Raw genomic sequence first — 12010 nt, forward strand, 5'->3', positions numbered from 1 at the left:
ACGGCACACCGCTCCCCAACGGCGCCTGCCGGCGATTACGTACTCGGCCGGCTCGCGCATGAGCCGGCTTCAACGTCTATTCAGCGTCCTCACGAAGGACAGCGGTAACCGTTCATCAGACGAACCTTTCCCCAGACCCCAGATCCCCGCAGTTTCCCGGTTGGGTGATTACTGCCCCGATCACCCGGTCTCCCGCGAGGAGATAACGAACCAGAAGCTACCACCTGCCCCTACGTGCCGCAACGAGCCACGAAGGGGGTTCACCCGGACCGCGATGTCCGTTAAGTCCCGTTCGGTGGGACGGCCTGCAAACCCGTCCCGACCAGCGTTTACCCCAGGGAAACGCCGGCCGTCGGGCAAGGATCGAAAGTAGGTGGGCGTTATGAGCCGCACCACTTGTTCCGCGCCGCGGCGCGCACTTATTTCCGGCGCGGTTGAAATCGCCCGAAGGAAACAGAATGTGAACAGTTTTTTGACGGGCGCCGCGTCCGCGGACCGGGACGCGGCGCCTGCCGTGGTCAGACCTTCGCGGGAACGCGGCCCTCCTTCGAGAAGTACCCGCGGACACCCTTGGAGCAGAGCAGCAGGAACAGCACGAGCAGGACCACGGCCTGGACGACCTGGCCGGCCCGCATCCAGTCCGGGAACTCGGCCGAGACGACGAGGTACACGAGCCCGGCGAGCCCGAGGACGGTCACCAGCATCACCCGCACCCACGTGCGCCGCCTGCCGAGCTTGAGCCGCGCGGCCAGGCGGACGTAGACGATGGCGATGACGAGGACCGACACCGGGCGGATCCACAGGACGCTTTCGAGCGACGCGCGCGTCCCCGCGTGGTCGGCCGGGTTCGCCTGACCGGTCGACTCCCAGTGCAGCACCTGGTAGTCGAGGATGGCCTCCTTGTTCAGGAACGTCAGCACCGCGAACGCGATGCTGATCAGCAGGTTCAGGTAGAGCAGGAAGATGACCGGCCGCAGCGCGCGGCCGGTCGAGGACGAGGTGGCCATGGTTTCCCCAGTTCAGTCGTGCGCGGTGGCACGTTCGACGATGCGGACGAGTTCGGCCGCGTAGGCGGCGACGTCGATCCCCGGACGGCGGATCGATTCGGTGTGGAAGCCGTCTATGGCCTGGCGGATGGTGATCGCCATGACGCGCGGGTCGAACCGGCCGAAGTCGCCGGTGCGCTGCCCCTCGCGCAGGCAGGTCTCGAGGACGTCGATGGCCCCGTGGTACCACTCCCCGGTGCCGCCGCCGGCCTCACCGCCGGGGGCACCGCCGTGCCGCAGGCTTTCGAGCAGCGCGGTGAGTTCGACCGGGTGCTCGGCGATGAACGCCAGGTTCGACTCGATGTAGACCCGCAGCTCCGCCGCCGGCCCGTCCACCGCGTCGATCCGCTCCCGCATGTACGCGAGGCTCGTGGTCAGCACGTCCCGCACGACTTCGGCGATCAGGTCCGCCTTGCCGTCGAAGTGGTAGGAGATCATGCCGGTGCTGCTCAGCCCGGCACGCTTCGCGATCTGCCCGAACGATGCCTTCGCGTACCCGAGTTCACCGATCGTCTCGATCGCCGCGCGGACGATCTGCGCCCGCCGGGCGTTCTCGGTGAACGTTTTTGCTTGCATGAGCAAAAGGTAGCACGGCCGAGCAAACAATCGCCAGAATGCCGTCTTTCCGCACTCGCGCGGTTGCGGTACGTGTCGATCATTTCCCGGGAAATGAGAAGGCCGCTCCGGGAGTGCCGGAGCGGCCTTGGTCTCGAGGGCGACGCCGGCGGGGAAGGCCGCAACGGCAGCCCGCACCGCGCGCCGAGCGGCCATGACCACGCCGGGCTGCCGGCCCGCCGGCACCGCCGGGCGAGCGGGGCAGCGTCTTGAATGAGTCATTCAGGTCACCAGAGGTCCCGAATGACTCATTCAAGACCTCCGGTGAGGCGCGGCGCGGCGCTACTCGGTCACCTGGCGGGCCGTCGCCATCGCGCGTTCGGTCTCCCAGAACGCCCGCATCGACCGGATCAGCCCGTCCTCGCCCACCCGGTACACGAACACCCCGTCCGTGTCGACGCGGTAGCCGCCCGGCAGGTACGTCGTGATCGTGCCGACGTTGGCGCACTCGTCCCCCGCCGCGTGGGAGTCGCGGATGACGAACTCGAAGCGCTCCACGTTCGCGATCGTCTTGTCCCAGAACGCGCTGATGCCGTCGCGGCCGTGGTGCCCCTTGCCCTCTTCGTCGAAGAACGACGGCCCGACCGGGTCTTCCACGACGGCGTCACCGGCGAACAAGCCGAGCCACGCCTCCTTGTCCCCCGCCGTCACCGCGGTCATCGACGCGAACGCCGCACGTCGCGCCGGCGGCTGCTCCGCCGACGTGTCCCAGCTGACCTGCACACCCACGGCCGTCACCCCTCGAACTTCGCGATGATCTCGGTCCCGAACTTGCGGATCGCTTCGAGCTTCGGCTCGACCGGCGCGTCGAACCCGACGCCGTCGAACACCCACGGCATGGTGATGACGTCGGTGACGCCCACCTCGGCCTGCTCGCGGTAGCCGTCGAGGCCGAAGCGGTCGATGCAGACCGCCTGGTACTCGAACGGGTCGTCCGCGCGGCCGCGCTCGGCGAGCAGCTCCTTGATGCGCGCGATGGTGTCGCGCAGCTCCTCGAGCTTCATCATCGCCGACGACCAGCCGTCGGCGACCCGCGCGGCGCGCTTGAGCGCGACCTCCGTGTGGCCGCCGATGTAGAACGGCACCCGCGACGGCGGCGCCGGGCTCATCTGGATCTTGTCGAAGTCGTAGAACTCGCCGTGGTACTCGACCATGCCGCCGCCGAGGATCAGGCGCAGCACGTCGATGGCCTCGTCGACGCGCTTGCCGCGCCGCTCGAACGGCACGCCGCAGTACTCGAACTCCTGCGGCAGCCAGCCGACGCCGAGGCCGAGGCCGAACCGGCCGCCGGTGAGCACGCTCGCCGAGCCCACCTGGCGCGCCAGCAGCACCGGGTTGCGCGAGCCGAGCTTGAGCACCGACGTGTAGAAGTGGATCCGGCTGGTGACCGCCCCCATCGACGCGGTGGCGACGAGCGGGTCGACCCACGGGGTGTCCCCGGTCCAGAACCGGCTGCCGTCCGGGGTGTAGGGGTAGTCCGTGTCCACCGTTTCGGCGTAGAAGAGCGAGTCCGGCAGGGCGATGGAGGCGAAGCCGGCCTCTTCGGCGGCCCGGGCGAGCTCGCCCAGCTGATCGAGGGGGTTCATCGCGATCGACAGGGTGAACTTCATGGTGTCGAACTATAACGTGTTCTAGTTTGCCGGGCCAGGGCTGACGGTGTGCCGGATCACTCGCCGGGAACCCTCCGCGTAACGTCCGCGTTGTCCGAATCAAAGGTGACTTCCGGTCACCGAGCCCCGAACTTCTGGGAGTGGTCCATGGGCACCGCGATCTTCCTGATCGTGCTCGTCGTCGTGATCGTCGGTGGCGGCCTCTATTTCTCGCGGCAGCGCGCCGCGGCCCGGCAGCGGGAGCTCGACGACGCCAAGGCCGACGCCCGGCGCCTCGTCGAGCGGCTCGGCGGTCAGGTCCTCAACCTCAACGGCAACGACACCGCGTCGATGCAGGCGATGGCCGACGCGAGCGAGCGCTACAACGCCGCCGGCTCGCAGCTGGAGCAGGCCCGCACGATCGAACAGGCCCGGCTGGTGAAGGACACCGCCGTCGAAGGCCTCTACTACGTCCGCGCCGCGCGCGTCGCGATGGGCATGGACCCCGGGCCGCAGCTGCCGGAGGAGGCCGAGCGCGAGCGCGCCGGCAAGGTCACCGAGCGGCGTGACGTCGACGTCGAGGGCCGGCACTACGCGGCCTCGCCCGAGGCCGGGCAGGACACGCCGTACTACTACCCCGGCGGCCGCGTGGCCGGGCGGCCGGTGCCACAGGGCTGGTACAGCGAGCCGTGGTGGAAGCCCGCGCTCGTCGCCGGTGCCTGGGGCCTCGGGTCGATGTTCCTGTTCAGCGCGATGTTCTCCGGCATGAGCGGCATCGCCAGCGCGTCGGCGTGGGAGTCGGGCTACGACGCGGGCCAGCAGGACGCGCTCGAGTCCGGCGACATGGGCGGCGACGGTGGTGACGGCGGCGGCGACTTCGGTGGCGACGGCGGCGACATGGGCGGCGGCGACTGGGGCGGCGGCGGTTTCGACGGCGGCGGTTTCGACGGCGGTGGCTTCGACGGCGGCGGCTTCGACTTCTGACCCCGAACGTCCGTGAAGGCCTCCTTACCGGCTCGAAATGCCGGTAAGGAGGCCTTCACGGCTTTCGCGGGCGGTCAGGCGGGCTGGCAGGTGGGGCACCAGTAGAGGTTGCGCCCCACCAGTTCCGAATTCGCCACCGGTGTCCCGCACACCAGGCAGGGCTCGCCCGCCCGGCGGTAGACGTACACCTCGCCGCCGTGGCGGTCGACCCGCGCCGCGCGGCCCATCGCCTCCGGCAGGTGCTCCGGGCGGACCGTGTCGATCCGGCCGACGCGGACGCCGTCGCGCATCAGGGTCACCAGGTCGGCCCACAGGTCGTCCCACAACGCCCGGTCCAGCGCACGGCCCGGCGTCAGCGGCGCGACGCCGTGGCGGAACAGCACTTCGGCGCGGTAGACGTTCCCGACGCCGGCGAGCACCGCCTGGTCCATCAGCAGCGCCGCGATCGACGTCTTCGACCGCGAAACGCGCTCCCACGCCCGCTCGGGTTTCGCGTCGCGGCGCAGCGGGTCCGGGCCCAGCCGGGCCTTGATCGCGTCCGCCTGGTCCGGGGACAGCAGCTCGCAGCGGGTCGGCCCGCGCAGGTCCGTCCAATGTGTCCGGCCGGCCAGCCGCAGCCGGACCTGGCCGACCGGTTCCGGCGCGGGCAGCGGGGATTCGCCGAACGTGCCGTACAAACCCAGGTGGATGTGCACGATCCCGTGCGGGCCGTAGTCGTGGAACAGGTGCTTGCCGTACGCCTGCGCGCCGACGAACACCTGACCGTCCAAACGGGACGCTTCGGCGGCGAACCGGCCCTGCGGGCTGCTCACCCCGACCGGGGCGCCGGCGTACCGGCGCTGGTGCAGCCGCGCGAGCCGGTGGAGCGTGTGCCCCTCGGGCATCAGGCTTCCGGCAACGCCGGCGGGGTCCCGGTGCGCTCGTAGTCGAGCAGCTGCTGCACGCGGCGGGCGTGCCGCTCCTCCGGCGAGACCTCGGTCGCCAGGAACGCCTCGACGATCTCGGTGGCCTCTTCGGCGGTGTGCATCCGGGCACCGACGCCGATCAGCTGGGCGTGGTTGTGCTCGCGGCACAGCTTCGCGGTCTCGACGCTCCACGCGAGGCCGGCCCGCGCGCCGGGCACCTTGTTGGCGGCGATCTGCTCGCCGTTGCCGGAGCCGCCGACGACGATGCCGCGGCTGCCCTCGTCGGCCACCACGCGCAGCGCCGTCTCGACGCAGAACGCCGGGTAGTCGTCGGCCGCGTCGTAGACGTGCGGACCGATGTCGGTCACCTCGTGGCCCTGCTTCTCCAGGTGAGCCACCAGGTGGTTCTTCAGCTCGAAACCGGCATGGTCGGATCCCAAGTAGACACGCACGGCTGGGAGTCTGCCACCACGCCCGGTTTCGGGCATGCTCCGGGGGTGGGCATCTGGGAGCAATCGGGGCACGACGTGCGGCTCGACTGGGGCGGCGAAGGCGTCGCCGCGCTCGGCCGCGAATGCGCGGTGCTGGTGGTCGTCGACGTGCTTTCCTTCAGCACCACCACGGATCTCGTGGTCGGCCGCGGCGGCCGGGTGCTGCCGGTGCGGTGGCGCGACGAACGCGGCGTCGCGCGGGCGAAGGCGGCGGGCGCGGTCGTCGCGGGTGAGGCCGAATTCACGCTGCGGCCCTCGTCTGTGACGGAGATCCCGCCCGGGACGCTGCTCGCGCTCCCCTCGCCCAACGGCGCGACGCTGTGCGACGCGGCCGCGCGGACCGGGGCCGCCGTCCTCGCGGGGTGCCTGCGCAACGCGTCCGCCGTCGCCGCGAAGGCGCTCGAGCTCGGCGGCCCGGTTGGGCTGATCGCGGCCGGGGAACGCTGGGGCGTGGACATCTTCGGGGCCGGCGACACTTTCGGGCCGCTGCGCCCGTGCGTCGAAGACCAGGTGGGCGCGGGCGCGATCGCCGCCGCGCTGGCCCGGCTGGGCGCGTCGCTGTCCCCCGAAGCCGCCCTCGCCGCGCGCTGCGCCGACGTCGACCTGGTGACGGCCTGCGTGTCGGGGCGGGAACTGACCGAATCGGGGCACGGCGGGGACGTCGCGCTGGCCACGCGGCTCGACGTGAGCCAGGCTGCCCCTGTCCTGAACGAAGGAGTACTGGCATGACCGGCCGCTGGATCGACGTCGCCGACGGCGTGCACGCGCGCCGCTACGAGGAACTGGACCTGACCGTCGGGCTGGTGGTGGGCGCCGAGCGGTGCCTGGTCGTCGACACGCGCGGCGACCTCGAGCAGGGCGCCGAACTCGCCGCGGCGGTACGGGAGATCACGCCGCTACCCTGGTCGGTGGCGTGCACGCACGCGCACTTCGACCACACGTGGGGCACCGAGGCGTTCACGCCCTGCGCCGTCTGGGCGCACGAAGGCTGCCGGGCCGAGCTGGCCGAGTACGCGGAAGACGCACGGGCCAAGTGGATCGGCTACTACCGCGAAGCGGGCAAGGCCGGCATCGCCGACGCCATCGCGCGGACCACGTTCGTAGTGCCCGACCACCTGTTCACCGACCGGGCCGAGCTCGACCTCGGCGGCCGCACCGCCGTGCTGCTGCACCCCGGCCGCGCCCACACCGACCACGACGCCGTCGTGCACGTGCCGGACGCGGGTGTCGTCTTCGCGGGCGACGTCGTCGAGAACGCGGAGCACGGCTTCAGCGCGTTCTCCTTCAGCGCGGAGTCGGACCTGACCGCCTGGCCGGGCACCCTGGACGCGATCCTCGCCCTCGAACCGCGGGTGATCGTGCCCGGCCACGGCGATCCGGTCGACGCCGACTTCGTCCGCTACCACCGCCACGGCCTGCACGAGCTGATCGCCCTGAAGGCGGCGATGGGCCGCGGCGAGACGACCGAGGCCGCCGCCGTGGCAGCTTCCCGCTACCCCGGCGACGTCACCCTGGCCGCCCTCGCCACCCCCTGAAGCGTCGCTTTCACGTGAAAGCGACGACCTGGGGGCGTAGCTTTCACGTGAAAGTGGCGCTCAGGTGAAGTTCAGGTCGCCCGTGCGGGTGCGCTTGAGCTCGAAGAAGTCCGGGTAGCTCGCCAGCGCCACCGCGCCGTCGAACACCTTCAGCGCGTCTTCGCCGCGCGGGATGGAGCTCAGGACCGGGCCGAAGAACGCCACGCCGTCGATGTGGATCGTCGGGGTGCCGACGTCCTGGCCGACCGGGTCCATGCCCTCGTGGTGGCTCTTCTTCAGCGCCTCGTCGTACTCCGTCGAGTCCGCGGCGTCGAAGAGCTCGGCCGGCGCGCCGATCGCGGCCAGCGCCTCCTTGATGACCTGGTCGCGGTCCTTGTTGCCCTGGTTGTGGTACCGGGTGCCGAACTCGGTGTAGTACTCGCGCAGCATCTCCTCGCCCTTGAGCTGCGACAGCGCCACGGCCACGCGCACCGGTCCCCAGCCCTTCGACAGCAGCTCCTTGTACTGCTCGGGCAGCTCGTCCCGGCCCTCGTTCAGCACCGACAGGCTCATGATCCGGAAGCGCAGGTCCAGGTTGCGGTGCTTCTCCACCTCCAGGATCCAGCGGGAGGTGATCCACGCGAACGGGCAGATCGGGTCGAAGTAGAAATCGACCTTCGTGGGCTGCTCGGCAGCGGTCATCGGGGAACTCCTGTGTCACGTCTCGATGTGGGCGGACCCCCACACGACGGGCCAACACCGGCGCACCCGAGCTTGTTCCCTTGTCGCCGGGCACCCCGTCGCCATGATTGGATGCGGGGACTTGAAAACCGATACCAACGACCAGAGGTGCCTGTGCCCGCCCCCAACCTGACCCGCGACCAAGCCAAGCTGCGCGCGGATCTGCTCGACGTCACCGCCTACGACATCGAGCTGGATCTGACCGACGGCCACGGTGGTCCCGGGGAGAAGACCTTCGCGTCGACGACGACCGTCCGGTTCTCCAGCGCCCGGGCCGGCGAGGGCACGTGGATCGACATCGTCGCCGACCGCGTGCACTCGGCCACCCTGAACGGCGCGGACGTCGACGTCAGCGCCTACGTCGAGGACAAGGGCATCGCGCTCGCCGGGCTGGCCGAGGCGAACGAGCTCACGGTGTCCGCCGACTGCCGGTACATGAACACCGGCGAGGGCCTGCACCGGTTCGTCGACCCGGTCGACGACGGCGTCTACCTGTACACGCAGTTCGAGACGGCCGACGCCAAGCGGATGTTCGCCTGCTTCGACCAGCCGGACCTGAAGTCGGTCTACCGGCTCACGGTCATCGCGCCGCGGGACTGGAAGGTCGTCTCGAACACGATGGCCGAGTCCACCGAGGAGACGCCGGAAGGCGCCGTCCGGACGGTGTTCAAGGAGTCCGAGCGGCTCTCGACGTACCTGGTCGCGCTGATCGCCGGCCCGTACGCGGAGTGGCGCGACGAGTACACCGACGCCCACAAGACCATCCCGCTCGGCGTCTACTGCCGCGCGTCGCTGGCCGAGCACATGGACGCCGACCGCCTGTTCACCGAGACCAAGCAGGGTTTCGGCTTCTACCACGAGAAGTTCGGCACGCCCTACCCGTTCTCCAAGTACGACCAGCTGTTCGTGCCGGAGTTCAACGCGGGCGCGATGGAGAACGCCGGCGCGGTGACCTTCCTGGAGGACTACGTCTTCCGCAGCCGCGTCACCCGCTACGCCTACGAGCGGCGCGCCGAGACGCTGCTGCACGAGATGGCGCACATGTGGTTCGGCGACCTGGTCACCATGCGCTGGTGGGACGACCTGTGGCTGAACGAGTCGTTCGCGACCTTCGCCAGCGTCCTGGCCCAGGCCGAAGCGACCGAGTACAAGAACGCGTGGACCAGCTTCGCGAACATCGAGAAGTCGTGGGCCTACCGGCAGGACCAGCTGCCCTCGACGCACCCGATCGCGGCCGACATCGTCGACCTGCACGCGGTCGAGGTCAACTTCGACGGCATCACGTACGCCAAGGGCGCGAGCGTGCTGAAGCAGCTCGTCGCCTACGTCGGGCTGGACCACTTCCTCGACGGCCTGAAGGTGTACTTCGGCAAGCACGCCTGGGGCAACGCGACCCTGGCCGACCTGCTGGGCGCGCTGGAGGAGGCGTCCGGGCGCGACCTGTCGTGGTGGAGCGCGCAGTGGCTGGAGACCACCGGGCTCAACTCGCTGAGCCCGCGCTACGAGGTCGGCGCGGACGGGACGTTCACCTCGTTCGCCGTCGTGCAGTCCGGCGCCAAGCCGGGTGCCGGTGAGCTGCGCACGCACCGCGTCGCCGTGGGCGTGTACGACGAGGACGCCTCGGGCAAGATCGTCCGCACGCACCGCGTGGAGCTGGACGTCGACGGTGAGCGCACCGAGGTGCCGGACCTGGTCGGCCTGCCCGCGGGCAAGCTGGTGCTGGTCAACGACGACGACCTGACGTACTGCACGATGCGCCTCGACCCGACGTCGCTCACGACGCTGATCGACCGCGTCGCCGACATCACCGAGTCGCTCCCGCGCACCCTGTGCTGGTCGGCGGCGTGGGAGATGACCCGCGAGGCCGAGCTGAAGGCCCGCGACTTCGTCACGCTGGTCCAGCGCGGCATCCACACCGAGACCGAGGTCGGCGTCGTCCAGCGGCTGCTGCTGCAGGCCCAGACCGCGCTGAACTCGTACGCGGAGCAGGAGTGGGCGGCCTCGACCGGCTGGCCGGCGTTCACCGGGCGGCTGCTGGAGCTGGTCCGCGCCGCGGAGCCGGGTTCGGACCACCAGCTGGCGTTCGTGAACTCGCTGGCGGGCTCGGTCCTGGACGAGGCGACGCTGTCGGTGGTGGCCGGCTGGCTCCACGGTTCCGCGCCGCTCGACGGCCTGACGGTGGACACCGACCTGCGCTGGCGCCTGCTGCACGCGCTGGTGGCCCACGGCAAGGCCGACGCGGCGGAGATCGACGCGGAACTGTCCCGCGACAACACGGCCACCGGCCGCCGCCAGGCGGAGCGCGCCCGCGCCCTGCGCCCGACGGCCGAGGCCAAGTCGGACGCGTGGCAGCGCGCGGTGTACGACGACGAGCTGCCGAACGCGGTCAGCGACTCGCTCATCTCGGGCTTCTCGCACCCGGGCCAGAAAGCGCTGCTGGGCTCGTACGTGGCCAAGTACTTCGAGGTGATCGACGAGGTCTGGCAGCGGCGGTCCAGCGAGCGCGCGCAGCCGATCGCGATCGGGCTGTACCCGTCGTGGGCTGTGGACCAGGAGACGGTCACGGCGTCGGACGAGTGGCTGGCGGGCGACCACTCGCAGGCCCTGCGCCGGCTGGTTTCGGAGGGCCGGGCGGGCATCGTGCGCGCGCTGGCGGCGCGGGACTTCGACGCGCAGTCCTGAGTTTCGAGCCCCGGACGTAGAAGAGCCCCGCACCTCACCGAGGTGCGGGGCTCTGGCGCGAAATCAGCGGGGCGCGGGCCCAGCCTGGTCGGACAGCATGCGCAGTGCGTTCACCAGGCCGTTGACCAGCCCGCGAACGAGGTCGCCCTCCTTGAAGGACGCCACCATGCTCGCCACCGCCAGCTTGGCGCCGCGGTCCGGGAGGCGGGTGTACGCCGTCTTGCCCGTGACGATCTCGATCTTGCGCTCGCCCGGGGAGACCGCGATCAGGACCGCGTTGGCCGGGTCCGCCGTCGTCGAGTGCAGCTTCTCCGCGGACGCGCGGCTGTCCTCGCCCAGTTCGCCGAGGTACAGGCTGAAGTCGAGGCCGGTCTCCCGGCTCGCGAACGTCAGCGCCTCGTCCAGGCGGGCCAGCTGGCGGGTGTCGAACGGGCCCGTCGGCGCGGCCGGCTCGTACATCTTCGCGGCCGACACGCGGCCGCTCGACGTCAGGGCCTCGCCGTACGCCAGCTCGGACTCGTCGACGCGCTTGGTCAGCTCACCAGTTGCCACGAGCGCCTCCCGCCGCGGTCGCGGCGCCCGAAGGCGCCTTGCTTTCGGCGCCGGCGTGCCGGTGCCCCTCGCCGACCCCTTCGGGGTTGGCGCTCCACCACATGGCCGGGTACTCCCAAGCCTGGCCGGACCGGTACCGCGGGGCGCCGCCGGACCTGCGCCGGAGCGTCAGGAGCCCGGCGAGACCGTAGATGGCCAGCGGGATCACGGCGAAGACCACGATCGTCTCGACAACGTTCACGCCGCTGAGGGTATCGGATGACCTCCGCGCCCACCGCGCGCGCCGCACTCGACCGTTCGTCGTAAGCCGGGTGCCGTCCGCCGCTTGGCTCGCGGCCACTGGAACGTTGGGGCGAAGACCGTCGGGCCGAAAGGTTGCAACTCAACGTACAGGCGGCCGCACCCGCCGCTGTCGTCTTGTCGCAGCCTTGAAATCCTCGTAGCTTTTTCACCTGTACGGGCCTTGCGCCCCGCTCCCCAGCCCCAGCAGGTAACGCACCGGTCCCAGGAGGCCTTGCCATGAACAGCGTCCAGACCCCCGCACAGGCGATCACCGAGACCTTCTCGTCACCGAGCGACATCGAATTCGCGCCCGGAACACGTGTGACGGCGGGCACAAGGGTTACCCGGGGTACACGCGTCACTCGCGGTACACGCGTGACGGCCGGAACCCGCGTCACCATGGGCACCCGGGTGACGGCGGGCACGCGCGTCACGCGGGGTACGCGAGTCACCCGGGGCACGCGCGTCACGATGGGCACCCGTGTGACGGCCGGCACGCGAGTCACCTGCGGCACCCGTGTCACGCGGGGCACGCGAGTCACCCGCGGCACGCGCGTCACCATGGGCACCCGCGTGACCTGCCAGAGCGACTACGCGCTCGCTGCCTGA

The 12010-nt window shown here is 70.7% G+C and carries 14 protein-coding genes; 5 read left to right on the plus strand and 9 right to left on the minus strand.

What is annotated here, in order from left to right:
* Positions 1 to 518: 518 nt before the first annotated feature.
* The 4 genes from EIY87_RS38655 to EIY87_RS38670 all read right to left on the minus strand — a co-directional run bounded on the left by EIY87_RS38655 (position 519) and on the right by EIY87_RS38670 (position 3271).
* Positions 519 to 1007 (minus strand): hypothetical protein, encoded by a 489-nt coding sequence (locus tag EIY87_RS38655; protein ID WP_125314866.1) that lies wholly within the window; start codon positions 1005 to 1007, stop codon positions 519 to 521.
* A 12-nt stretch (positions 1008 to 1019) separates the two neighbouring features.
* Positions 1020 to 1622, minus strand: a complete 603-nt coding sequence (locus EIY87_RS38660; protein WP_158641440.1) for a TetR/AcrR family transcriptional regulator — start codon at positions 1620 to 1622, stop codon at positions 1020 to 1022.
* Between the two features lie 321 nt (positions 1623 to 1943).
* Positions 1944 to 2390: a nuclear transport factor 2 family protein gene (locus EIY87_RS38665; protein WP_125314868.1), complete on the minus strand. Its 447-nt coding sequence runs from the start codon at positions 2388 to 2390 to the stop codon at positions 1944 to 1946.
* A 5-nt stretch (positions 2391 to 2395) separates the two neighbouring features.
* Positions 2396 to 3271, minus strand: coding sequence for a TIGR03619 family F420-dependent LLM class oxidoreductase (locus tag EIY87_RS38670; RefSeq protein ID WP_125314869.1), 876 nt, complete (start codon positions 3269 to 3271; stop codon positions 2396 to 2398).
* Positions 3272 to 3418: 147 nt separating this feature from the next.
* On the opposite strand from EIY87_RS38670, the gene EIY87_RS38675 reads away from it, so the two are divergent.
* Entirely contained in the window at positions 3419 to 4234 is an 816-nt protein-coding gene (locus EIY87_RS38675) for a hypothetical protein (RefSeq protein ID WP_125314870.1), read from the plus strand.
* A 74-nt stretch (positions 4235 to 4308) separates the two neighbouring features.
* Here EIY87_RS38675 and EIY87_RS38680 read toward each other — a convergent pair whose 3' ends face one another.
* On the minus strand, positions 4309 to 5118 hold the full coding sequence (locus tag EIY87_RS38680) for an Fpg/Nei family DNA glycosylase (RefSeq protein WP_125314871.1): 810 nt from the start codon (positions 5116 to 5118) through the stop codon (positions 4309 to 4311).
* Positions 5118 to 5591 carry a ribose-5-phosphate isomerase gene (locus tag EIY87_RS38685; protein ID WP_125314872.1) on the minus strand — a complete coding sequence of 158 codons (474 nt, stop codon included), beginning with the start codon at positions 5589 to 5591 and terminating at the stop codon, positions 5118 to 5120. Before EIY87_RS38685 ends, EIY87_RS38680 begins: the two co-directional genes overlap by 1 nt.
* Before the next feature lie 45 nt (positions 5592 to 5636).
* Between EIY87_RS38685 and EIY87_RS38690 the strand changes: the two genes are divergently transcribed.
* The gene (locus tag EIY87_RS38690; RefSeq protein ID WP_404800133.1) at positions 5637 to 6359 is read left to right on the plus strand and encodes a 2-phosphosulfolactate phosphatase; all 723 of its coding nucleotides are present in this window, start codon (positions 5637 to 5639) and stop codon (positions 6357 to 6359) included.
* A complete protein-coding gene (locus tag EIY87_RS38695; RefSeq protein WP_125314874.1) occupies positions 6356 to 7165 on the plus strand; it encodes an MBL fold metallo-hydrolase in 810 nt (269 codons plus the stop codon). The genes EIY87_RS38690 and EIY87_RS38695 overlap by 4 nt, the downstream gene beginning before the upstream one ends.
* Positions 7166 to 7225: 60 nt before the next feature.
* Here EIY87_RS38695 and EIY87_RS38700 read toward each other — a convergent pair whose 3' ends face one another.
* On the minus strand, positions 7226 to 7846 hold the full coding sequence (locus EIY87_RS38700) for a mycothiol-dependent nitroreductase Rv2466c family protein (RefSeq protein ID WP_125314875.1): 621 nt from the start codon (positions 7844 to 7846) through the stop codon (positions 7226 to 7228).
* A gap of 153 nt (positions 7847 to 7999) precedes the next feature.
* Between EIY87_RS38700 and pepN the strand changes: the two genes are divergently transcribed.
* Entirely contained in the window at positions 8000 to 10567 is a 2568-nt protein-coding gene (gene pepN / locus EIY87_RS38705) for an aminopeptidase N (protein ID WP_125315049.1), read from the plus strand.
* A gap of 63 nt (positions 10568 to 10630) precedes the next feature.
* On the opposite strand, the gene EIY87_RS38710 is transcribed toward pepN, so the two are convergent.
* Positions 10631 to 11119, minus strand: a complete 489-nt coding sequence (locus tag EIY87_RS38710; protein WP_125314876.1) for a DUF5130 family protein — start codon at positions 11117 to 11119, stop codon at positions 10631 to 10633.
* Complete coding sequence (gene ctaJ, locus EIY87_RS38715; RefSeq protein WP_125314877.1) at positions 11106 to 11360, minus strand: aa3-type cytochrome oxidase subunit CtaJ; 255 nt, start codon at positions 11358 to 11360, stop codon at positions 11106 to 11108. Before ctaJ ends, EIY87_RS38710 begins: the two co-directional genes overlap by 14 nt.
* 278 nt (positions 11361 to 11638) lie before the next feature.
* Between ctaJ and EIY87_RS38720 the strand changes: the two genes are divergently transcribed.
* Positions 11639 to 12010, plus strand: coding sequence for a hypothetical protein (locus EIY87_RS38720; RefSeq protein WP_125314878.1), 372 nt, complete (start codon positions 11639 to 11641; stop codon positions 12008 to 12010).

The organism is Amycolatopsis eburnea (assembly GCF_003937945.1).
GTDB lineage: Bacteria > Actinomycetota > Actinomycetes > Mycobacteriales > Pseudonocardiaceae > Amycolatopsis > Amycolatopsis eburnea.

Excerpts from the sequence above, each read along its gene's own strand:
- EIY87_RS38680 (WP_125314871.1), bottom strand. The coding sequence starts at position 5,118 with ATGCCCGAGGGGCACACGCTCCACCGGCTCGCGCGGCTGCACCAGCGC.
- EIY87_RS38695 (WP_125314874.1), top strand. The coding sequence starts at position 6,356 with ATGACCGGCCGCTGGATCGACGTCGCCGACGGCGTGCACGCGCGCCGC.
- EIY87_RS38700 (WP_125314875.1), bottom strand. The coding sequence starts at position 7,846 with ATGACCGCTGCCGAGCAGCCCACGAAGGTCGATTTCTACTTCGACCCG.
- EIY87_RS38670 (WP_125314869.1), bottom strand. The coding sequence starts at position 3,271 with ATGAAGTTCACCCTGTCGATCGCGATGAACCCCCTCGATCAGCTGGGC.
- EIY87_RS38675 (WP_125314870.1), top strand. The coding sequence starts at position 3,419 with ATGGGCACCGCGATCTTCCTGATCGTGCTCGTCGTCGTGATCGTCGGT.
- EIY87_RS38720 (WP_125314878.1), top strand. The coding sequence starts at position 11,639 with ATGAACAGCGTCCAGACCCCCGCACAGGCGATCACCGAGACCTTCTCG.
- EIY87_RS38660 (WP_158641440.1), bottom strand. The coding sequence starts at position 1,622 with ATGCAAGCAAAAACGTTCACCGAGAACGCCCGGCGGGCGCAGATCGTC.
- EIY87_RS38655 (WP_125314866.1), bottom strand. The coding sequence starts at position 1,007 with ATGGCCACCTCGTCCTCGACCGGCCGCGCGCTGCGGCCGGTCATCTTC.